This is a genomic window from Cryomorphaceae bacterium (genome assembly GCA_017798125.1).
Lineage (GTDB): Bacteria > Bacteroidota > Bacteroidia > Flavobacteriales > ECT2AJA-044 > ECT2AJA-044.
In genome coordinates, this window is record CP059070.1 from 1,898,802 (window position 1) to 1,919,919 (window position 21,118).

The following is a 21,118-nucleotide window of genomic DNA, read 5'->3' on the forward strand; positions in this document are numbered from 1 at the left end:
GATGCCCCGAAGTTCAAGGGGTTTAAGGCATGCGCTGAAGTAACGTCCAGTCCTCGTGTGTTTCGGTTACCTGGAATGACCCAACCGACTCACTCATAGTCAGTTCTGAAGGGTCGCGGAAATCGCCAAATTCATCTTGGTTGTAGTCAATGTGATCCAAAATGATGTAATCGGGCGCAGTGTCGTCCAAGAAGTTGACTAGGCCCTCATAGGTGTCGGGATAGTCGGGATAGTTGCGAACCAAGAACTTAAAGGACTTGAAACTGCGGATTTCGTAACCTTCATCAAGAGCGTTAAATAAAAGGCTGGTAGGTCCGACGATGCTGGACCCTTGTGGAATGGAGGCCACCATTTCCGTTGTTCTAGCCACAGTATTTGTTCGCCGACTGATCAGTTCCCAAGAAAAGGATGAATTGATCAAAAGGAAGCCGGCCAAGAAGAATAAGGTAGCTCCTTTCCAAATGTTGCTCAAGCTAGTCCATCGATGTAGGTGCACGGAGACTATGACGACAATGAAAGGGAGGTAGATCATATAGTATATCGGCGTTTGACGAGAAAGAGCTCCGAGGATGAGTATCGTAAACAAGAAATAGCGAAGTAAGGAAGAACACTCTTCCTTTAGGATCTTCCACGACCCAATCAGGGCGGTGAGTAAGAGTAGGGAAGTGGAGACTTCACGTGCGCTGTGGAAAAAGCGAAGATGCTCGCTTAAAGCTTTAACCATAGGGCTGTACCAGTGCCAATCGGCTTCACTCAAATTCGGGTTTTGTCGGTATTGCGCAAGGAACTCTTCAAATTGACCTGGTCCCAACATGTTGTGGAGGTACAAGGACCCGAAAGCGATGCCGAGAATGCCGTAGGCGACAGAAGGCCCGATTTTTTTTCGACTCCATAGAAGAAGCCCTCCGGCCCCGGCATAGGCAGCTCCGTTCAAATGGGTAAACAGTCCGAGGCCAGCGCAAATCCCAGCTAGAACAACATATTTGAACTTGCCTGTTTTGAAATATGAATCCAAAAGCCAAAAGTTGAGAAACCCAAAAGTCATAAGCATGGTTTCTGGACGAAAGCGGTAGGCAGCCGTGAAAAACATGGCTTGAAAAAGAAAAAGGGTAACTGGCCAATACAAATATTCACGGTCGTTTTCGAATTCTGTGCGCAAGTATTTCTGCACAAGAAAAATGACGACAATCCCAAAAAATAGAGGTATTCCCCGAAGCGCTGTCAATGACCATCCAAAAATGGAGATGGATGCCGATCCAAGAAGCACAAAAGCCTTGTGTGTGGAATAGAGGAGTTGGTCCCAGCCATTTGGAAGTCCATAATGCAAAACAGATCGGTATTGCCCCGTTTTCCACCACCAATAGGCATGCTCGCCAAGAACCGCTTCATCATGATCCAGCCACCTGTAAGGCAGAGAAACTACAAAGAATAGCACGCCTAAGAAAGCGAGTAAAGGCGCCCATTTATTCAAATCCCACTTCATGAGAATTCACTGGTCAAGGCCTTTGCCGCGGTAGCCGCTGCTGATTCAGGGAGTTCGTAATAGAGAGGTAGCCGAAGAAGTCCATCGGTGAAATGGTCGCTGTTGGGCAATTCGCGTCCGTCGTGTTTAGGACTGAAGAATGGGCTTCGGTGCAGGGAAATATAGTGAAAGACACTGTGCATATTGACACTGCGAAGTGCCCGAATGGCCCGATCTCTCCATTGCACGTCAGGTCCTACGATGTAGAACATATGAGCGTTGTTGGTTGCCTTTTTTGGCAGTGTAGGAAGGGTAAATCCGAGTTTTTTGGAAAGAGGAGATAGTGCCTCGTAGTAGCGCTCCCAGTGTTCCTTGCGCTGTTTTTGAATATCGTCCAGCTGCTCAAGTTGCGCGAACAAGATTGCTGCAATGATGTCTGACGGAAGAAAGGAGGAGCCTACATCGACCCAATTGTACTTATCCACTTCACCCCTAAAAAAGGCACTTCGATTGGTTCCTTTTTCGCGAATGATTTCCGCACGTTTAGTGTATTGTGGATCGTTGATCACCAACATTCCACCTTCGCCAGACATGATGTTCTTGGTTTCGTGAAAGCTGAAGGTGGCCAAATGCCCAATACTTCCGAGTGCCTGATTGCCATAAAAGCTATCTACGGCTTGGGCAGCGTCTTCGATCAAGCATAAATTGTGTTCATCACAAAGACCTTTTATGGCTTCCATATCGCAGGCCATTCCGGCGTAATGAACGACCACAATGGCCTTGGTTCGCGACGTAATTAGGGCTTCTAACCCTTCGTGATTCAAGTTTGGTTGCTCTTTTTGGGAATCTGCAAAAACGATTTGTGCGCCGCGTAGTACAAAAGCATTGGCGGTTGAAACGAAGGTGTAAGAGGGCATAATGACCTCGTCTCCAGGTTCCAGATTCAGCAATAGTGCGCACATTTCAAGAGCGTCCGTACAGCTGGTCGTCAATAGACATTTTCCAAACCCATATCTTTCTTCGAACCAGGTTTGGCATCGCGCCGTAAAGGCGCCGTCTCCACTAATTTTACCATTGGCTACAGCCTCTTCAATATAGGCCGTTTCAGCTCCCGTGAAGTAGGGTTTGTTGAATGGAATTCGTTCGCTCATGAAGTCCAAAAGTAATTCTAATTTTGAGGACCGCCGAGAGCAGTGAAAATCCAAGGACAAGTCAGATGAAAATTGTAAAAAAGGAGTGGGAAAGTAATTTCTTTGATCGCGCCATGTGGTCTTTGGATCTTGAAAGAAGGAAATGGTCGTATGAGGACATCCCGGACTTTGCCTCGCGGCTCGACGAGCTCTTCGAGGAAACAGGACAGGGATTGTACGATTGTGAGCTAGACGCGCGCTACTTGTTCTTAGCTCCGGCCTTGGAGGATCGGGGATTTAGATTGTGGGATTCGCGTTTTCAGTTCATTACTCGATTTAAGCGAGAGGAGCTGCCTCACTACCCCTATGATTTGCCGGAGGAAATCGAACTAAGGAGCTACAGCCCGTCGGATAAAGCTCAAATTCACGAGCTTAACAAGAAGTACTTGATTCAGGCCAAGCAGCTGGTCACAAAATTTCGGAGCTCCTTTTTCCCAGCCGACGCTTCCGAACGGTGGTTCACCGCTTGGATTGATAATTCCCTTGAAGAAGGCGGCTATTGTTCGGTGTTGGATCGGGATGGAGTGCTCGAAGGCTTCTTCATTTACTTGAGAAGGGAGTACGGTGATGGATTGCCCTTGTTTAAAGGAGTCTTGACGAGCATAACGCCCGAGTATAGAGGAAAGAACCTTCATTTGGCGATGCAAGAGCAGATATTGAGAGATCAAATTAGTGATCCGGAGTACTACTTGGATAATTCTACCCAAATCGGAAACATCCCCGTGGTCAAGAATCACTTCAATAGCCATAGAAAACCCACCGCTATGAATTTGATCTTTTTGATGGAACGGAAATAAAAAAGCCCCGCCAAAGGCGAGGCTTTATCAGTAGTGTCGTCCTTTTTAAGCTTCTGTTGAAGCGGAAAGGAGTTCTTTTTCGATCACTTCTTCCAGCACATTCTCCGGAAGAGCTCCAGGCTGCATCATGGGTTGCTTGCCCATAGGGATGAACAGCATGGTCGGGATGCTACGGATTCCAAATACTTGAGACAGCTCCATCTCCTTTTCAGTATCCACCTTGTAGATCACAAGATCATCTCCGTATTTGTCGCTGAGCTTTTCTAGAATTGGGGCAATCATTTGACAAGGCCCGCACCAATCGGCGTAAAAATCGATCACGGCCGGCTTGTCTCCTTTAAATTCCCATTCTTTGCTCGCAGTATAATCAAAGACCTTATCCTTAAAGTCTTGAGTGGTCATTTGTACAGTAGGCATAAAATATGCTTTTTAATTCCCTGCAAAGATCGGGCTTTTTTCCGGGATTGAAGCGTGACCAAAGTCGCACAGCCGACATATTGTGTATTCTGTACACTTAGTCGTATATTTGTGGTCTTCTACACTTTACACGGACTATGAAACGACTAATTCTCCTAGGAGGTGTCTTCATGACATCTCTTCTCACGGTTACGGGTCAAATTCTAAACATTGATCCTGCCTTTCCTACTCAGAACGATACGGTAACTATTGTCTACGACGCCAGCGAAGGAAATGGCGCGCTGGTCGGAGTGGTTCCCATTTACGCTCATGCGGGTTTGATTACGAATGCTTCTACGTCTCCGACGGACTGGCAGAACGTTCAAGGTAATTGGGGTACTGCGGACCCCAACACATTGATGACCCCCCTGGGCAATAATCTGCACGAGATCAGCTATCACATTCCTACCTACTACGGATTTTCACCCGGGACGGTAGTTCAGCAATTGGCCTTTGTCTTCCGCGACCAAGCGGGTAATGCCGTTGGCCGCGCCAGTGATGGATCGGATATCTACTACGATATTTACCCGGCCAATGCAGGCTTCTTGGCGAAGTTCTTTACTCCTGAATCTGTACAGACTCTTGGCCAAGGTCAGACTATAGATTTCGTTGCCAAATCCAACGAAAGTGCAACGCTGACCATATTCGACAATGGAGTTCAAGTGGCTCAAGTCACCGGTGCACAGGAAATCAATCATACACAAACCGTAAGTGGTTCGGGCCAGCACATGGTAGAGTTGGTCGCAGATAACGGGACAAGCACCGTAACGGACACGGTCTATTACGTAGCGAATCCTGCCGTTCAGATCATCCCTGCTCCAGCGGGTATTGTCGACGGGATCAACTACGTCAATGACTCCACCGTCATTCTGCAATTGCACGCTCCATTCAAAAACAATATTTACGTCATCGGAGATTTCAACGGCTGGTTGCCCGATTCTCTTTTCTACATGCACAAAGACCCAAGTGGTCAGAAGTGGTGGATTCAAATAGACGGCTTAACGCCTGGCCAGGAATACGGCTTCCAGTATCTCATTGACGGAAACCTGCGCATTGCGGATCCTTATTCAGAGGTGGTTTTGGATCCGTTCAACGACCCTTGGATCCCTTCAAGTGTCTATCCTAACCTTCACCCTTATCCAACAGGTTTGACGACGGGTATCGCGACCTTGATGTTCCCTGGAAAGACGCCTTATTCTTGGCAGAATACGAGCTATTCCAAACCGGATCAAACGGAACTCAACATATACGAACTGCTGATTCGCGACTTCGCCGATGAGCACAGCTATCAAGTCCTGATTGATACTCTTGATTACATTCAAAATCTGGGAATTAATGCTATTGAGTTGATGCCCAATAGTGAGTTCGAAGGGAACGAGAGCTGGGGATATAACCCGAGTTTCCACATGGCCCTAGACAAGTACTACGGTACCATCGACGCGTACAAGGCCTTTATTGACAGTTGCCACGGTCGAGGGATTGCGGTCATCATGGACTTTGTATTCAACCACAGTTTTGGACAGAGTCCACTGGCTCAAATGTATTGGGACGAAGCCGGGAACAAACCTGCAAGCAACAACCCTTGGTACAACACGGATTGTCCGCATCCACCCAATTGTTGGGGTAATGATTTTGACCATACGGCTCAGGCCACGCAGGACTTTATTGACCGCGTAAATACATACTGGTTCGAGGAATTCAAGATTGATGGAGTACGGTATGACTTCACCAAAGGGTTCACCAATACCGGTGATGTGAGCTATGACAATACACGCATTCAACTGCTGAAGCGAATGGCCGACACCGTCTGGGCGGTAAACCCAGAGGCCTATATCATTCTAGAGCACTGGGCGGACAACAACGAGGAATCTCAATTGAGCGACTACGGCATGATGCTTTGGGGACAAGCGACCCATCAGTATCAAGAAGCGGCTATGGGTTGGGTGAGTTCCAGCAATTTCAACGGTGCAGTCTATCAGTTCCGAGGTTGGAATGATGCACACTTGGTGACCTTCCCAGAATCGCATGATGAAGAGCGTATCATGTTCAAGAACCTCACCTTCGGGAATTCTAATAACGTGGACCACGATGTTAAAGATCTCAATACAGCACTGGGAAGAACGACCTTGACGCACATTTTTGGTTTGGCGCATCCGGGCCCGAAAATGATGTGGATGTTTGGCGAGCTCGGATACGATATCAGTATTGACGACCCCTGCCGCGTGTGCAACAAGCCAATTCTATGGCAGTACTACGATGAGCCGGCACGCAAAGCGGTATACAACAACATTGCCGCCTTACTCAAGCTCCGCAATGAGCAGTCTATCATGCACACCACCGATTTCGGCTACAACTTTAATGGAGCTGTGAAAAAGCTCCACCTGAACGGCCCATCGATCAATGGAGTGCTTTTGGGGAACTTTGCGGTAACCGCGTCCACGACCAACCCGCAATTCCAACATGCCGGAACTTGGTACGAGTACTTCACGGGTGATAGCATCGTGGTAAGCGATCCAACCGCGGATGTGAATTTGGCTCCTGGTCAGTACGTGTTGTACTTTGACCAGCCGATCGAGTCGCCAACCATCGGGCTAGAAGAGGAGCTCAGCAGCACGGATGCCCGCTTGACGGTGTTCCCGAATCCTGCCGTAGGCAGCATCTTCATTCATTCGGACGGAACGGAAGAGGAGTTGCGCTTGGAGTGGTTGGATATGCAGGGAAGAGTTTTGAGTGCCTCACGGCACGATGCTTCATCCGGTCGGACGGGTCCGGTCTCCACGGAGGCACTTCCGAACGGTCTATACATGCTCCGCATTGCCGGTGACCACACCTACGAAACCCATAAAATTTTGGTTCAGCACTAAGGAGAAGCCCCGATTCGTCGGGGCTTTTTTTATTTTAGCGTCAAACAACCCAACTCATGAAGAAAGTATTGGTACTCGCAGCGATCCTTTTGGGATCCATGGTTTATGCTCAAAGCAACGCTTACGGGGATGATCGTCCCGCGATTGATCGCTTGTTCGAGTTCTACGAAGGAAAGGACAGCGTTTTAGTGAAGAATGAAAAAGGTCAGTTCTGGGTAGAGCTCCACCGTCAGTATAACCGCGAAGGGCAGCCCCTGTCCATGACGGCGGATTTGGAATCCGAGAATATCCCAGCACTTGCGGAGCTGGTGGTTGACTTGTACCACAAGCGTATTTCCGAAGGCTTTGAAGCCGAAATGAACCACCCGTACACCGAGAAGATGCTCGAGCGCGAAATGATGGACGGCTGGATCACCGAAATTACCTTCAATCGAGGATCCGAACATTATGTGGTCAAAGGGCAGCGCGACTGGAATGAGCCCTCTACCATGATGTCGATCTACGAGATCCACATCACCTTTATCGACTGGGATCGTCGCAGCGGTGAACGCGTCACCGAGTTTGATTTCTGATAGGGAATCTTCTCTTGCCTCAGTATTCCGTTGTCATACCCGTTTACAATAGCCTGAATAGTTTAGGTGATTTGACGGATCGCCTTACAGCGGTCTTTAGCGGTCTTGACGCGTCCTTTGAGTTGGTCTACGTCGATGATTGCAGTCCAAACCCTAAGACTTGGCCTAAGCTCCTAGAATTAAGTGCTCAGCCCAATGTCCGTGCTATTCGCCTGACACGCAATTTTGGACAACAGGCTGCAACTATTTGTGGCCTGGAGCACGCTCTTGGTGACTGGGTCATTACCATGGATGACGACGGTCAGCACGCACCAGAGGACATCCCGAAGTTGATTCAAGAGCGCAATCACGATGTGGTGATTGGCCAACTTCAGGAAAAAAAACATACCCTGAGCAAAAGATTCTTCAGTTGGGTGAAGGCTCGATTTGATCGAATTATTCTGGATAAGCCAAAAGGGCTTCGCCTTTCTGCGTTCCGGCTGATTCGTAGAGAAACCGTGGAGAATATGCTTCAATTGGTTCGAACTCCGTACCCGTTTCTACCGGCCATGATGTTTTACGTCACTAAGGATATTGTCGGGGTTCCCGTGGGTCACTTTGACCGTTCCGAGGGAAAGACAGGGTATACGCTCCGGAGCATGTTCCGGTTGTTCAAGAACTTGCTTATCAACAACTCAAGCCTGCTCTTAAGGTATATCGGTAACCTAGGTATCACCATAGCACTCTTTAGCTTTGTGCTTGGGATTTACTTCATCTATAAAAAGCTATTCTTTGACATCGAGACTGTGGGATGGACCTCGGTCATTGTCAGCGTTCTCTTTATCGGAGGGCTTGTGTTGTTTACTTTGGGCGTTCTCGGCGAGTACCTCATTCGCATTATTAACACCGTTGAACGGCGTCCCTTGTATATCGTGCGCGAAGAAGTTGGCAAAAACGCCTAGTTCTACTTTTTCCCCTTCATTTTGTCGAGTAATGCGCCTGTAGTCTGTTTGGTGACCTCCTTGTATTTGACAAAATCAGCTTTTCCCAATACCCCTTGAACCTTTTTGTCATTGTCCCCCAATAGGCTGTTCATTTGATCCATGGTTCCACTGTCGATAATCTTGTCTGCGGCCTTAAAAAAGTCGGTGTGGATATTGGTCAACTTCGTGACTTGCTCGTCCGACATTTCGATTTTAGCCGCCAGCTGTTCCATCAGCATGTCGGTCTGTTTGGCTGGATCAAGTCCCATGCTTTTCAAACTGGGCATTTGCGCGAATAGGGCGGTAGAGGCAAGGGCAAAACTAAGGGTGAGTAGTAATTTTTTCATGATCATATTGATTTATACCGGGTAAAATACACATTCGTATCCAGCATGTCCACTGCTGTTCTTCTTTTTTAGTTACCTTCGGCCGCCAGGAGAAACTTAATTTATTTAGACCATGAAAAAAGTACTTTTCACTCGCGCGTTTACGCTTGCTGTTTTTGCTCTCGGATTTTTGACCACTTTGACTTTGACTTCTTGCGGCGGTGGCGCTGCTGAGGCCGATGCTGAAGGAGATCAAGTTGAAGAAGTAATGGAAGAAGCTGAGGCGGCTACAGAAGACCACGCTGAAGGACATGCTGAAGAGCATGCTGAGGAGCATGGAGAAGAGCACGCAGAAGAGGCCGGTGACGAGCACCCAGCTGCTGAAGAAGCAGGAGAAGGTGAAGGAGCTGAGGCTGAAGCTGAAGAAGCTAACGAGCACCCGGAGTAATCTAGGGCTCGACTCGAGTAACTAGGATTCCCTTTTTCGCCTATAGGTAAAGGTTGTTGCAATCTTTACTTCCTGTTCGTTCATCTCGAACACAGGGTAAGCGAAGAAGGGAATTTTTCCGTTTGTAGGTCCTGGGTTGAAGACTAAATCTCTCCCTCGTGAAAACTCGATCCGATTCGCTGGATGGTGTCCAAAGTAATAGGTTGAGAGGGCACTGTACTTGTTTCCTTCACTGATGTCCACGGGCCACCACTGTTCCTCTGCATAGAATTCAGCCCAACAGTGATAGCCATCTACACCACCTTCGTCCCTATTTGAGGGTATCGCAGCTCCAATGGCAAAACGCGCAGGTATTCCCGCGGTCCTAGCAAGCGATATAAATAGGGAGTGGAACTCTGTGCAGTTCCCCGATTTGGAGTCGCAAGCGTAAACGGCATCCCCTGTTCCGTATTTTCCTTGTTTGGCGTATCGAACGTTGTCCACCACGTAGTCGTAGAGCGCTCTGCCTTGGACCAGTTTGCTTTCTTCCCAGTGGTCTTCCAATACGGAATCGACAATTGCCGCAAACTGTCCTCCGGTCGGAAGGAGTAGGCTGCTATTTAAAAAGGGTGAGAAATCAGTTTCGCTCGCGGCATATGGTCCTTTTTCTTTGCGCTGAACGTCGTACACGATCGTTACGGTGTCTTCACTTTGATCTGGGCCAAGCGTAAAGTAAAAGGCTCTGCTATCCGATTCTGAGGCCTCAAGAATTTGCTCCTTCACCGGGCTTGAGATTTGCTCCAAGCTTATGTTTTGATAGGGATCATTATTGGGCAATGGAATCCAGAGTTCTGCCTCATCTTCTATAACGGGAAGAACGACCCGATACTCGAACGTGAAGTGGTCTGCCCCTTCAACAACCCCCATGAGCGCAGAGGATGCGCCTTGAGTAGGAACTCGGCCCCATGTTTTGTCTTCATTTTGTTTCCACGCGTAATAGGGCTTTCCGTTTAGCTTGTGAACGGTGGTTTCGGTGACATCCATCTGCTCCGGATTTCCTGAAAGAAAGAAATCAACGTCGTAAACGTCACCATGCTCATCGGCAAGATCGACACAGGCGAAGTACTGGCCTTTACTCAATACAGATAAGTACTCGGTATGTACACGAACGAGTCGTAGTGAGAGATCTGTGCTGTCGTTTTTCAGTGCAAAAAAGCCATTATTCTTCTCCGTTTCACGCTTGATATGCTGGCGTATTCCACGCTCCACATCAACGACCGTAGCTTTGCGTTGTGGCTTTTCTATTGATTGGGTCGGGGATTTGGGTGTGCAGGCGAAAGCGCACGCTAAGAGTAGGGGGATGAAAAATCGGATCACGTTTGTAAGATTCAGTTCCGCAGGAAAAGTACGGAAAGGAACTCAAGCTAACCTATTCCACCAGACGCTGAAAAACTTCAACCATTCTGTTCTTGAGTCCTGGTTTACTCAAACAAGCGTTAAATCCCTGCTCCTCAATATATTGCATTTCGTCTGAGTCAAAAGCGTATGCCGTGAAGGCCACTTTGGGCACGACCCGAGTGCATTCAAGCTCATTGAGTTTATCCAAGATCTCTTTGCCGCTCATTCGCCCACGCCCAAGATTGAGGTCTAAGAAATAGATGATGGGTAAATCGGCACATTCATTGCCCATCTCCTTGAAATAGGATTCCCCGCTTTCGTATAGGCGAACAGGGTAGAGAGGGGACATCAGATGCTTGAATACGGTAGCGTTGATTTCGTTGTCTTCGATGTATACGATGTGCGGCATTAAGAGTTGCTTGCTTTTAGCGTAGGAAAGAGCATGGTGAAACTCGTTCCTTGATTTTTACGGGAGTGGAACTCCAGTTTCCCAAACATGAGTTCCGTGATCTTCTTGGTGATGGTCAGTCCGAGGCCAACACCTTCATACCGGCCATTACTTTCCACAATTTCACGGGCGAAGGGCTCGTAGATCTCATCCTTAAAAGAATCGGATATACCCACACCTGAATCGCAAACCGAGATGGATAGCTCTCGCGTATTGTCGTGGAATTGAACCACAGTATACACATGACCTTTGGTCGTGAATTTTAGAGCATTTGAATACAAGTTTCCCAATGATTCTTCGAAGAGCTCCTCATTTCCAGCGATTCGCACCGGGTTAGGTGGGAGTTTGATGAAGTACAGCAAGCCTTTCTTTTTGGCCTTCCGCTCAAAACGTAAGTAAACGCGCTCAACTATAGGAATCGGATCAAACTCAACCGCCTGGTACTCCTCCTCAAGGGCATCAATTTTGGCGATTCGCATTAAGGATTCTAGGGATTGCGTAAGTCTTTCGATGCTCTTGCCCTGGACCTGAATCATATCTTCGACATATCCGGCGCTCGGATTCTCTGCTATAGCTTGACTGGTCCCAACGATACCGTTCAACGGTGTTCTTATTTCATGCGATAGATTCATCAAGAATTCCGATTTCGCCTTGCTGGCGCGCTCTGCTCGATTCTTAGCCGATTGAAGGTCGTATACTAAAGAGTTATTAAGCCTCACCTGAGTTAGGCTGGTTCCTGCGATAATGGCCAAGGTGGTGAAGAGGTTGATGAGTTGTCCATAAGGACTGAAATCCGCCTTGGGCAAGGAAAGAATATTGTAGTTCGTGTATAGGATCGTGGTTCCTATAAAGAAGGAGAGCATCACGAAGAACCATCGTTTGCTTCGGTCCGATGGTGAAGCGTAAATGGCCAATGCGTAAGCCATAGCTCCCGCTAGAAGCATAATGGAGCCGTCTTTGGGCATCATGGCCGATGTGCCGATAAGAATGACAAGATTGAACCAAAAGGCTAGGAAGAATTTCCCAGTTCGCACATGCCCCTTGAGAAAGAGTAGAAAGATGACGATGTATCCAAGAACTTCTAGGCATACGAGGGAGAGAAGGAGGTAGGCTTCATAGAAATAGCAGAGCGGAATCCAAGTGGCTGAGAAAAAGACCATCATGGCCGCAATTCTCTGTCCGAGTTTGTTGCTACTTTCTTCTACTAGGGTAATATTCTGAAGCCTCTTCACCATCATTTCTTTCATTTTGATGTGAAAGCTTCAAAGTTGATTCCAAAATCATGGATTTGCGTGAACCCCTTGATATAAGGGCAATAGGTGAGAGTCGGCTAGAATCAAAAGACTCTATAAATGAGAATAATTCTAATAAAGAGACAAATTCTCTAATAGGTCACTTTCCGATGCAAAACTTACTGAAGATGTTCCCCAACAAGTCGTCGGTTGTGATTTCTCCGGTGATTTCTCCTAGGTGAAAGAGTGCTTGGCGGATATCCTGCGCCATGAGGTCTCCGCTGAGTCCTTGATGCATGGCGCCTTCGGCGCGATGAATACTCTCCAAGGCGCTGACTAGTGCTCGATGATGACGACGGTTGGTCACCACTGTATCTCCCGAGCTCAAGGCACCCGTATTGACCAGACCAATAAGGTGGTCTTGAAGCTCATCGATTCCAGTTCTATTCAAAGCGCTGATGGGAAAGAAGTGAGGTCTGTTTTCGAATTCCTCTTTGAGCGCTTGTTCATTGGCAAGGTCTACCTTATTGCCTAAAACGAGCAACTCTTTGTCTCCAATGCGCTCTTTTATAGTGTCTAGTTCCTGATGTACTTCTCCGTGTTCACGGGCCGCGTCAAATAGGTAGATGACAGCTCTAGCTTGATCTATTTTTTCAAACGTTCTCTTGATACCAATGGACTCAACAACATCCTTGGTCTCACGAATCCCTGCGGTGTCAATGAATCGGAACGAAATCCCACCCAGCACGATTTCGTCCTCTATCGTGTCTCGCGTTGTTCCGGCAACCTCACTGACAATAGCGCGTTCCTCATTCAACAAAGCGTTGAGCAAAGTAGATTTACCCGCATTGGGCGCCCCGGCGATAGCAATCGGAATCCCGTTTTTAATCACATTCCCCAGAGCGAAAGAGTCGATCAGCTTGACGAGCACGGATTTGATTCGCTCAATCAATTCCTGTAGCTGCTCGCGATTGGCAAACTCTACTTCTTCTTCTGCGAAGTCCAATTCGAGCTCAATCATGCTGGCGAAGTGAATCAGCTCCTCACGGAGCGATGCGAGCTCAGAGCTAAAGCCACCCCTCATTTGCTGCATGGCCACTTGATGTGCTGCTGCACTCTCTGAAGAAATCAAGTCCGACACAGCTTCGGCCTGACTAAGGTCCATCTTTCCGTTGCGAAAGGCGCGGAGCGTGAACTCTCCTGGATCCGCCATTCGAGCACCTCGGTCGAGAAAAAGGTCAATGAGCCTCCCTTGGATATAGGTGGATCCGTGACAAGAAACCTCTATAACATCTTCACCCGTGTAGCTCTTTGGGCCTCGGAAAACACCGACCATGACTTCATCGATGATTTCTTCACCATCGCGAATCTTGCCGAATACCATGCTGTACCCTGGAGCGTCGCTGAGGTCTTTCATCGGCCCGTGAGGGCCAAATACTGAAGAAGTCAATTCAATAACATCCTTTCCGGATAAGCGAATCAGCGCGATAGCGCCCATGCCAGGGGGAGAGGAGAGGGCTACAATGGGTTCGAGGATTTCCAAATCAGGCTTCTGAGCTTTTGCCTTTGTAGAAGAAGATGTACAAAGCACACAGCAAATTTACGATGAGCATGGCTTCTTTCCCATAGGTATTCACCCATCGCAAGGTGAAAAAGTCAGAATCTTTAAGAGAAAAGTACACGATGATTCCAACGACGATACCCAAGGCGCCGCTTATGGTGTACTTGTACTTCATCTGGTCAATGTCGATCCGGTGAAATAATTCCGAAGAGGCGAAAGCCACAATGATGGTCGCAAACAGGCAAATGACAAAGGCGACCATGGTCGGATTGATTTCAGCCACGGGCAAAATGTAAAGCACGATGAGGGAGAAAAGGAGTAGGAGCAGGGCAGAAAGTCGCGAGCGTTGTAGCATCCACATAGGGTATGGGTTTTTGGTTTCCTGAAAAATAACAAAACTCCGCAAGTTCGCACTCACGGAGTTCTGAATAATGAATATCAACGGTTTTAGAACTTACCGAAGCCGTCAAAGGAGTCGTTCATTTTGTCGTTCCATGAGGGATAGGGAAGGATGTACATCAAGCAAATGGTCAGGGTTTTTGCGTCGAAATCAAATCCACCCCACCGGCTGTAGTCTTGAACTTCCTCACCCGTGCTGATATCGTCGTAGGTTGTTCTGCGGCTCGTATAGCCCAAGAAGCCGTATTGAAGTTCCAGCATGATGTGATCGGTAGGGTACAAAACGATTCCGGGCACAACACCTATACGAAAGTCGTTTAGTCCATCAATGGTCTCGTCTCCGGAATTGTCGGTGAATTTCTGATTTCCGAATCCGAAGCCAACTTCTCCTTGAAGGTATCCATTGACATTTGGAGCACAAGGATTGCTGTATGCACGACCGAATACCCCAACGTTAAAAAGATTGTCGCTGGAAGTGGTCTCTAAGTCCGTGTCGGGTAAAGAAGTGAAGCTGTTGTACTGGTATCCCACATTCAATCCATAAGCCAATCGATTGGTGGCAAATTTACCAACGTATGCATCAATACCAACTCCGAAACCGTTGTTGTTGGGATTGTCTGCTCCGACCATTCCAATCTGTCGGGTCCCTAGATTCAAACTTCCACCAGTGAAGTATTTACCTTCGAGGTCTTCTAGATTAATGGTTGAAACGGGTACGCCCTGCGCAGCGGACTGGGGTGCAGAAATACTCATAACGAGGAAGGCAGCCAAGGCGAGTTGAAGAACTTTTTTTAAACACATGATAAGGAGGATATTTTGGTTAGGACCAATAAGATAAGGATTCCGAGCAACGAGCCATTTACCGTTCGAAAGAACCTTGGTCAAAAAACTTTGTAATACCTCTGCTATGGTCTATTTTTGCCGTGGCTATTGAGCACACAATAAAAAACTACACAAAAATGAGCGTACTCGTTAACAGCGATTCCAAAATCATCGTACAAGGATTTACCGGGAGTGAAGGGACCTTTCACGCCGGACAAATGATCGAATTCGGAACCAATGTCGTCGGAGGAGTGACTCCGGGGAAAGGAGGGCAAAGCCACCTAGATCGTCCGGTATATAACACGGTTTCAGATGCTGTTGAGGCTACGGGAGCGGACGTGTCCATCATTTTTGTGCCGCCCGCATTTGCCGCTGACGCCATCATGGAGGCTGCTGATGCAGGCATTAAGGTTATCGTGACCATTACCGAGGGTATTCCTGTTCAGGATATGTCAAAGGTAAAGCAGTACATCTCGGATAAAGACTGTCGCTTGATTGGGCCAAACTGTCCTGGAGTGATTAGCGCAGGTCAGGCAAAGGTTGGGATCATGCCCGGATTTGTTTTCAAGACGGGGCGCATTGGAATTGTGTCTAAGTCTGGAACTTTGACCTACGAAGCTGCTGATCAGATTGTCAAAGCAGGTTTGGGTATTTCAACGGCTATCGGTATTGGAGGGGACCCAATCATCGGAACCACCACAAAAGAGGCTGTTGAACTGCTGATGAACGATCCTGATACCGACGGAATCGTGATGATCGGTGAGATTGGTGGAAACCTGGAAGCTATGGCAGCTCAGTGGATTCAAGAAAATGGGAACAAGCCCGTAGTTGGATTCATTGCTGGAGAAACAGCTCCTGCGGGACGTACTATGGGGCATGCCGGGGCCATCGTCGGTGGAGCCGAAGACACGGCGCAAGCCAAAAAGGCCATTATGCGTGACTGCGGAATTCACGTGGTGGATTCTCCGGCTCACATCGGTCAAAAAATGGCCGAAGTAATTGGCTAAGGCTCAGTCCATTCAACCTAACATATCTCATATTTTAACTGCTGATGATGTCTTAACTTCAGGGTAAATACCTGTTGTTATGAAAACTCGAATCACAAACATCGTTGGCTGGATCCTATCGATCCTCCTTTTCGCTCTATTCGCTTTTTCTGGAGCTTCAAAGATTTTCCCCATTGAAGTCAGTGGAGAGTTGACTAATGTCTTTTGGGATGGACGCTTCGCGAGCTGGGAACTTCCCATCTGGCTCCAGTACTTTGTGGGCTCACTTGAAATCCTAGGAGCTGTTGCGCTCTTGATTAAAGGCTTGCGTCCATACGCCGGTATAGGCTTTACGGCATTAATGATTGGCGCTATCGGCGTTTATCTTATGAATTTGGAACCCGGAATGGTGGTTCGCCCGGTGATTCTCGCTGGTTCTGCTGCTATTTTGACCTGGATTCGCCGCTACGAACTATTCTACTTCACTCGCCCTCGGGCATAGAGGTAATCGGCTTGGTGTATCGTCCAAAGAAGAGGCTTGTTATGAAGCCGAGCAAGCCTACGGTTCCGAGTAAACCGAAAATCATTTCGTGACCCCTAGCTCCAGGATATGTGTCGAGCAAGTAGCCCATAATGGGGCTGAGGAATATATCGGGCGTATATCCGAGCAGTGAAACGAGGCCTACTGCGGTTCCGGTCAATCCGAACGGAATCGCTCCTCGGTTCATAATGGCAAAATAAACGCCGCGAAGACCGTAAATTCCAACGAGCGCGGTGGCCAAAAAGGTGTAGGCGATCCAAGCTGCGTCGGAATACCAGCCCATGAAGATGAATCCTCCACTGAGGGCCATAAGAGCAAAACCCCAGCTAATGACGCGGTCCGGTAGCCATCGATCGGCCAATAAACCGGCTGAGACGGCGAATATGGGTCGGAGCCAGAGCGAAATGGTGGCGATTCCTGCCGATTCAATTTGATTCAACTCCAGTACTTGATTGGCAAATAAGGAGTAGTCATCCGTAATCTTGTAGCCGACATATGCGCAGAGAATAATCAGTGCTTGAAGCCAAACCGAGGGTATTTTACTGACGCGAATAAGGCTCTGAATGGAGAGTTTTGAAGCTCCGGGATCGGATCCAAGCGGTTTCGATTTGGGTAAGCCGTAGTACGTCAATAAGCCGGTGCTGAAAACGAGGACAGACGTGAGTATTAATATAATTTGAAAGCTTTCTCTCCTTTGAATGGGCTCAAAGGTGTCTTTCTCTCCCATAAACCACGTGAAGAACAACAAGGCGATTCCACTGACTATAGCCGCGACCAAGCCGCGTCCACCTTCCAAAAATCCAAAGGCCTTTCCTTGATTCTCTACACCTCCCCATTCACGGGTGGCGCGAATCATGGCCGCCCAGAAGAGAAAGATGGTGGTAATCCCCCAGTAGCCGTAAAGGACGAGCAAACCGGTAAAGGACGGAATGCTCGCAGCGTAGAACCCTCCGAAGCTGGTTGTCCACAAGGCCAATGCAATCAATTTTCTCGACTCAAATTGATCGGCGATTATCCCGCCAAAGAGATATGAAGTTAGTGCTGCAAAACCGTACACGGAAAAACAGGCGCCCAGTTCGAGATTGGTTAAGTCGTAGACTTCCAATAGAGTAGGTCGAAAAACTCGAGCCAGAACAAAAGGCAGAAAGAAAATAATCTCTCCGGTAATGATCAGAATGATCAAAGGCCTCAATTTTGGATTGAGCCATGCGTTACGGTATTGTGCCGACATGCGGTCGAAGGTACATAAATTCCTCCGCGCACTTTACTACCTTGAACCCATGATCAGAAGACTCTTGTTTGTCCTCTTTATGCTGACTTCAACCTTGTGTTACAGTCAATCTGCATTGCTATTGGTCAAGAAGAAGCAGAGCGCCAAGACGGGACGATTTAAGGCTGGTGACGATATCAAAGTGTTTACTCATGGAGACCGGGAGATCGCGGGGGTCCTGGGTGTGATTACCCCAAAAGCGATCTACATCAGTGGTAGCCGTGTGGCCTTGGATTCCATTTACAAGATTAGAAAGTACAATAAGGCCGTTATCGCCAATGGATTTACAGTCTCGGCTGCAGGTGTCGTTTTTGCCGGGATTCTGACCGTAAACCAATTGATCAATAATGAACCGCTTGGCTTAGAGCAGAATAGTTACATCGTAGCTTCGGGTTTTGTGGTAGCCGGTCTACTCATCGCTCGAATGGGTTATAAAACCTATAAACTAGATGAAAAGCACTACTTCGATGTCATTGACTTTACTAGGTTCGCGGAACCTCCATAGAATACTATCTTTGTGCCTTCAAAACCCACATCTATGAAATTGCTCGAAGGAAAAACAGCATTGATCACGGGAGCTTCTCGTGGAATTGGAAATGGAATTGCTCACGCGTATGCCAAGCACGGTTGCAACGTAGCGTTCACCTATTTAAGCTCCGTTGAAGCAGGAGAGGCTCTTGCGGCAGAACTGTCTGAATACGGTGTTCAAGCGAAAGGATACCGTTCGGATGCATCTCAATTTGATCAAGCAGAAGAATTGATCAAAAACATGCTTGAAGACTTTGGAGCCATCGATATTCTCATCAACAATGCTGGAATTACCAAAGACGGTTTGTTGATGCGCATGAGCGAGGAAGACTTCGATCGTGTGATTGAAGTGAATTTGAAGTCTGTATTCAATTTGACGAAGGCAGTTCAACGCACGATGCTCAAGGCGAGAAGTGGGTCTATCATTAACATGAGCTCCGTTGTAGGGGTTAAAGGAAATGCAGGTCAGGCCAACTACGCCGCCTCCAAGGCAGGAATCATTGGGTTTAGTAAATCTGTCGCCCTAGAACTAGGATCGCGCAGTATCCGTTGTAATGTAATTGCTCCGGGATTCATTGAAACAGAAATGACCGCGAAACTGGACGAGGCCACCGTTCAAGGATGGAGAGACGCCATTCCATTGAAGCGTGGCGGAACGCCAGAAGACATCGCGAATGCCTGTGTCTACCTGGGATCTGACCTGAGTACGTATGTGACCGGTCAGGTGCTCAACGTAGACGGTGGTATGTTGACGTAATAATGACCCCAAAAACGGGTTGAAGCTATATGCAGTTAACGCTTGGCGCCCCAGCGGTTGCCGTCCTTGCTTGTATTGGATTAGGTGTGCTCTATGCCGCACTCTTGTATTTCCGCGATCGCCGGTTCAAAGAAGTCGCAGCACCCGTGCGCTATTTGATGGCCGGATTACGCGGTCTCTTCGTTGCTGCCCTGGCCTTTTTTCTTTTAGAGCCCTTCTTGCGGTTTACGGAAGTGACCAAGGAAACGCCCCTTATTCTGATTGCTCAAGATGTTTCCAGAAGTATTGAGGAAGGGGACGCCAATTTCGACTATGCGGCTCATCTAGATCAGCTTTCAGGCTTATCTTCTTCCTTGGAAGAGGATTATGAAGTCCGGTTCTACAGTTTTGGAACCCAAGCTTCGGAGGGGCTTCAAGACAGTTTGAATGAGCCCCTTACGGACTACAGTGCATTACTCCGAGAGTGGACAGATCGGTACACGCATCGAAACGTAGGTGCCCTGATTATCGCCTCTGATGGTCGGTTCAACCGAGGATCAGATCCGAGATACCGAAACAGGAGCTTCGATGCACCTACCTTTACCATTGCCTTGGGAGATACCGCGCAACGGCGCGATGCTTTCTTCGCCGAGGTACGTCACAACGATCTCGCGTTCTTGGGAAATCGATTCCCGATTCAAGCTGTGCTCCGGGCAAATGCCCTGAATAATCGTGAGCTAACCGTTCGGCTTTTAAGTGGTGATCGTGTTTTAGAAGAACGAACCATTACACCAGATCAAAACCGGTATACAGAAACACTGGACTTTGAGCTTGCGGCAGACCGCATCGGGCTGCGGCGTTATACCTTGAGCATCGAAGCTGCCGAAGGGGAGCAAAATACGGGGAACAACCGCAGCGAGTTTTACATTGAGGTTATCGATTCCCGCCAACAGATTCTGCTTTTGGCCTCTGCGCCTCACCCTGATTTAGCTGCTCTACGGTCTGCCCTTGAACAGAACGAGCGCTATGAAGTACGCCAAGCGTTCATTGGTGCGGAACCCATTGATATGGACGAATTCAACCTGATGGTCCTGCACCGTCCGGACTTCAAGGGGAATGAGGCACTATGGAGTCGAATTCAGCAGAGCGAAATTCCCGTTTGGACGTTTACGGGTGCACAGGTAAACGGTAAGCCCTTGGCCTCATGGCAGCCGCTTATTTCCATTGCGCAACAGGGAGATGAGCAGGATGAAGTTCTTCCAGAAGTGGTGGATGGATTCGCTTCATTCCAACTCGCGAATGAGACCTATGATTGGTTCCGAAATGTACCACCTTTAAAGAGTCCCTTTGGTGAGTATCTGGTCAACCCGGGTACAGAAGTGCTCTTGCAACAGCGCGTGGGGTCGGTTGCAACAGATCGGCCAATGGTGGCGTACGGGGATCGAAGTGGCCGTCGGTGGGCCGCAGTCATGGGAGAGGGGATCTGGCGTTGGCGCTTGGCCGATTATCAGGTCAACCAAAGCCATGAGCATTTCGACGATTGGATTCTGCGGAGCGCTCAGTATCTAGCCTCATCGAGCAACCGAAGTCGTTTCCGCGTTTCGGGTGATCGCCTGTTTGATGAAAACCAGAATGTGGCCCTACGGGCCGAAGTGTACAACGCCGCGTTCCAGCCCATCACTGATCCGGAGGTGCGCATCGAGCTTACCGATGAGGATGAAAAGAGCTATGCGTTCACGCTGTCGCGCAGAAATTCAGACTATGTTCTGAACGCCGGAGTGCTTCCGGTGGGGAATTATACTTGGGAGGCCCGCACAGATTGGAACGGAGCATCTTATGTCCAACGCGGTGCCTTTACCGTTCGCGCGTTGGAGTGGGAGCAACGAGACTTGCAGGCGGATCATGCGCTTCTACAGCAGTGGGCAGAAGAATCAGGCGGTGTCATGGTGTCGCCATCCGACATAATGGCACTTGAAGAGCTTATTCGGGCCGATGCCTCAGTAAAACCAGTGCTTTACGAGCAAAGCGTGCTCGAGGAACTTATCGAACAGAGGGCTCTTTTCTTCATTTTATTGGCTTTGATTGCCTTGGAGTGGTTTTTGCGTAAAAGGAATGGAGGGTATTAACATCGGCCCGTAGGG

At 48.4% G+C, this 21,118-nt stretch carries 21 protein-coding genes; 10 read left to right on the forward strand and 11 right to left on the reverse strand.

The window, feature by feature from the left end; all coding sequences use genetic code 11:
- Positions 1-22: 22 nt before the first annotated feature.
- Positions 23-1,483: a glycosyltransferase family 39 protein gene (locus tag HZ996_08325; GenBank protein QTN39140.1), complete on the reverse strand. Its 1,461-nt coding sequence runs from the start codon at positions 1,481-1,483 to the stop codon at positions 23-25.
- A complete protein-coding gene (rffA, locus tag HZ996_08330; GenBank protein ID QTN39141.1) occupies positions 1,480-2,613 on the reverse strand; it encodes a dTDP-4-amino-4,6-dideoxygalactose transaminase in 1,134 nt (377 codons plus the stop codon). The genes HZ996_08325 and rffA overlap by 4 nt, the downstream gene beginning before the upstream one ends.
- Positions 2,614-2,678: 65 nt before the next feature.
- Between rffA and HZ996_08335 the strand changes: the two genes are divergently transcribed.
- The gene (locus HZ996_08335; GenBank protein ID QTN39142.1) at positions 2,679-3,449 is read left to right on the forward strand and encodes a hypothetical protein; all 771 of its coding nucleotides are present in this window, start codon (positions 2,679-2,681) and stop codon (positions 3,447-3,449) included.
- 45 nt (positions 3,450-3,494) lie between these two features.
- Here the strand turns inward: HZ996_08335 and trxA are convergent, their stop codons facing one another.
- Positions 3,495-3,866: a thioredoxin gene (trxA, locus tag HZ996_08340; GenBank protein ID QTN39143.1), complete on the reverse strand. Its 372-nt coding sequence runs from the start codon at positions 3,864-3,866 to the stop codon at positions 3,495-3,497.
- Positions 3,867-4,003: 137 nt separating this feature from the next.
- Between trxA and HZ996_08345 the strand changes: the two genes are divergently transcribed.
- Genes HZ996_08345 through HZ996_08355 form a run of 3 tightly spaced genes read left to right on the forward strand, consistent with a single transcriptional unit; the run spans position 4,004 to position 8,282 of the window.
- A complete protein-coding gene (locus tag HZ996_08345) occupies positions 4,004-6,769 on the forward strand; it encodes a T9SS type A sorting domain-containing protein (GenBank protein QTN39144.1) in 2,766 nt (921 codons plus the stop codon).
- A gap of 56 nt (positions 6,770-6,825) precedes the next feature.
- Positions 6,826-7,341: a hypothetical protein gene (locus HZ996_08350; GenBank protein ID QTN39145.1), complete on the forward strand. Its 516-nt coding sequence runs from the start codon at positions 6,826-6,828 to the stop codon at positions 7,339-7,341.
- 14 nt (positions 7,342-7,355) lie between these two features.
- Positions 7,356-8,282: a glycosyltransferase family 2 protein gene (locus HZ996_08355; GenBank protein QTN39146.1), complete on the forward strand. Its 927-nt coding sequence runs from the start codon at positions 7,356-7,358 to the stop codon at positions 8,280-8,282.
- A gap of 2 nt (positions 8,283-8,284) precedes the next feature.
- Here HZ996_08355 and HZ996_08360 read toward each other — a convergent pair whose 3' ends face one another.
- Entirely contained in the window at positions 8,285-8,650 is a 366-nt protein-coding gene (locus HZ996_08360; GenBank protein ID QTN39147.1) for a hypothetical protein, read from the reverse strand.
- Positions 8,651-8,762: 112 nt separating this feature from the next.
- On the opposite strand from HZ996_08360, the gene HZ996_08365 reads away from it, so the two are divergent.
- Positions 8,763-9,077, forward strand: coding sequence for a hypothetical protein (locus tag HZ996_08365; protein QTN39148.1), 315 nt, complete (start codon positions 8,763-8,765; stop codon positions 9,075-9,077).
- A 21-nt stretch (positions 9,078-9,098) separates the two neighbouring features.
- Here HZ996_08365 and HZ996_08370 read toward each other — a convergent pair whose 3' ends face one another.
- The 6 genes from HZ996_08370 to HZ996_08395 all read right to left on the reverse strand — a co-directional run bounded on the left by HZ996_08370 (position 9,099) and on the right by HZ996_08395 (position 14,895).
- Entirely contained in the window at positions 9,099-10,433 is a 1,335-nt protein-coding gene (locus tag HZ996_08370; GenBank protein ID QTN39149.1) for a transglutaminase domain-containing protein, read from the reverse strand.
- 52 nt (positions 10,434-10,485) lie between these two features.
- Positions 10,486-10,863 carry a response regulator gene (locus HZ996_08375; GenBank protein ID QTN39150.1) on the reverse strand — a complete coding sequence of 126 codons (378 nt, stop codon included), beginning with the start codon at positions 10,861-10,863 and terminating at the stop codon, positions 10,486-10,488.
- Complete coding sequence (locus HZ996_08380; GenBank protein ID QTN39151.1) at positions 10,863-12,140, reverse strand: HAMP domain-containing histidine kinase; 1,278 nt, start codon at positions 12,138-12,140, stop codon at positions 10,863-10,865. Before HZ996_08380 ends, HZ996_08375 begins: the two co-directional genes overlap by 1 nt.
- A gap of 154 nt (positions 12,141-12,294) precedes the next feature.
- Positions 12,295-13,677: a tRNA uridine-5-carboxymethylaminomethyl(34) synthesis GTPase MnmE gene (gene mnmE / locus HZ996_08385; GenBank protein QTN39152.1), complete on the reverse strand. Its 1,383-nt coding sequence runs from the start codon at positions 13,675-13,677 to the stop codon at positions 12,295-12,297.
- Position 13,678: 1 nt separating this feature from the next.
- On the reverse strand, positions 13,679-14,050 hold the full coding sequence (locus HZ996_08390) for a hypothetical protein (GenBank protein QTN39153.1): 372 nt from the start codon (positions 14,048-14,050) through the stop codon (positions 13,679-13,681).
- A gap of 92 nt (positions 14,051-14,142) precedes the next feature.
- On the reverse strand, positions 14,143-14,895 hold the full coding sequence (locus tag HZ996_08395) for a hypothetical protein (GenBank protein QTN39154.1): 753 nt from the start codon (positions 14,893-14,895) through the stop codon (positions 14,143-14,145).
- Between the two features lie 158 nt (positions 14,896-15,053).
- Here HZ996_08395 and sucD point away from each other — a divergent pair, with 158 nt between their 5' ends.
- Together sucD and HZ996_08405 are read left to right on the forward strand one after the other, a co-directional pair.
- Positions 15,054-15,923 (forward strand): succinate--CoA ligase subunit alpha, encoded by an 870-nt coding sequence (gene sucD, locus HZ996_08400; GenBank protein ID QTN39155.1) that lies wholly within the window; start codon positions 15,054-15,056, stop codon positions 15,921-15,923.
- Between the two features lie 79 nt (positions 15,924-16,002).
- Complete coding sequence (locus HZ996_08405; GenBank protein ID QTN39156.1) at positions 16,003-16,404, forward strand: DoxX family protein; 402 nt, start codon at positions 16,003-16,005, stop codon at positions 16,402-16,404.
- Here the strand turns inward: HZ996_08405 and HZ996_08410 are convergent.
- Positions 16,385-17,674 carry an MFS transporter gene (locus tag HZ996_08410; GenBank protein QTN39157.1) on the reverse strand — a complete coding sequence of 430 codons (1,290 nt, stop codon included), beginning with the start codon at positions 17,672-17,674 and terminating at the stop codon, positions 16,385-16,387. The two genes, HZ996_08405 and HZ996_08410, sit on opposite strands and share 20 nt — an antisense overlap.
- Before the next feature lie 49 nt (positions 17,675-17,723).
- On the opposite strand from HZ996_08410, the gene HZ996_08415 reads away from it, so the two are divergent.
- The 3 genes from HZ996_08415 to HZ996_08425 are packed head-to-tail and all read left to right on the forward strand — an operon-like array spanning position 17,724 to position 21,103.
- On the forward strand, positions 17,724-18,218 hold the full coding sequence (locus tag HZ996_08415; GenBank protein QTN39158.1) for a hypothetical protein: 495 nt from the start codon (positions 17,724-17,726) through the stop codon (positions 18,216-18,218).
- 33 nt (positions 18,219-18,251) lie between these two features.
- On the forward strand, positions 18,252-18,998 hold the full coding sequence (gene fabG, locus HZ996_08420) for a 3-oxoacyl-[acyl-carrier-protein] reductase (protein ID QTN39159.1): 747 nt from the start codon (positions 18,252-18,254) through the stop codon (positions 18,996-18,998).
- A gap of 29 nt (positions 18,999-19,027) precedes the next feature.
- On the forward strand, positions 19,028-21,103 hold the full coding sequence (locus tag HZ996_08425; protein QTN39160.1) for a hypothetical protein: 2,076 nt from the start codon (positions 19,028-19,030) through the stop codon (positions 21,101-21,103).
- Positions 21,104-21,118 lie beyond the last annotated feature (15 nt).

Coding starts and splice junctions, on each gene's coding strand:
- HZ996_08325 (QTN39140.1), bottom strand. CDS start 1,483: ATGAAGTGGGATTTGAATAAATGGGCGCCTTTACTCGCTTTCTTAGGC.
- rffA (QTN39141.1), bottom strand. CDS start 2,613: ATGAGCGAACGAATTCCATTCAACAAACCCTACTTCACGGGAGCTGAA.
- HZ996_08335 (QTN39142.1), top strand. CDS start 2,679: ATGAAAATTGTAAAAAAGGAGTGGGAAAGTAATTTCTTTGATCGCGCC.
- trxA (QTN39143.1), bottom strand. CDS start 3,866: ATGCCTACTGTACAAATGACCACTCAAGACTTTAAGGATAAGGTCTTT.
- HZ996_08345 (QTN39144.1), top strand. CDS start 4,004: ATGAAACGACTAATTCTCCTAGGAGGTGTCTTCATGACATCTCTTCTC.
- HZ996_08350 (QTN39145.1), top strand. CDS start 6,826: ATGAAGAAAGTATTGGTACTCGCAGCGATCCTTTTGGGATCCATGGTT.
- HZ996_08360 (QTN39147.1), bottom strand. CDS start 8,650: ATGAAAAAATTACTACTCACCCTTAGTTTTGCCCTTGCCTCTACCGCC.
- HZ996_08365 (QTN39148.1), top strand. CDS start 8,763: ATGAAAAAAGTACTTTTCACTCGCGCGTTTACGCTTGCTGTTTTTGCT.
- HZ996_08375 (QTN39150.1), bottom strand. CDS start 10,863: ATGCCGCACATCGTATACATCGAAGACAACGAAATCAACGCTACCGTA.
- HZ996_08380 (QTN39151.1), bottom strand. CDS start 12,140: ATGATGGTGAAGAGGCTTCAGAATATTACCCTAGTAGAAGAAAGTAGC.
- HZ996_08390 (QTN39153.1), bottom strand. CDS start 14,050: ATGCTACAACGCTCGCGACTTTCTGCCCTGCTCCTACTCCTTTTCTCC.
- HZ996_08395 (QTN39154.1), bottom strand. CDS start 14,895: ATGTGTTTAAAAAAAGTTCTTCAACTCGCCTTGGCTGCCTTCCTCGTT.
- sucD (QTN39155.1), top strand. CDS start 15,054: ATGAGCGTACTCGTTAACAGCGATTCCAAAATCATCGTACAAGGATTT.
- HZ996_08405 (QTN39156.1), top strand. CDS start 16,003: ATGAAAACTCGAATCACAAACATCGTTGGCTGGATCCTATCGATCCTC.
- HZ996_08410 (QTN39157.1), bottom strand. CDS start 17,674: ATGTCGGCACAATACCGTAACGCATGGCTCAATCCAAAATTGAGGCCT.
- HZ996_08415 (QTN39158.1), top strand. CDS start 17,724: ATGATCAGAAGACTCTTGTTTGTCCTCTTTATGCTGACTTCAACCTTG.
- fabG (QTN39159.1), top strand. CDS start 18,252: ATGAAATTGCTCGAAGGAAAAACAGCATTGATCACGGGAGCTTCTCGT.
- HZ996_08425 (QTN39160.1), top strand. CDS start 19,028: ATGCAGTTAACGCTTGGCGCCCCAGCGGTTGCCGTCCTTGCTTGTATT.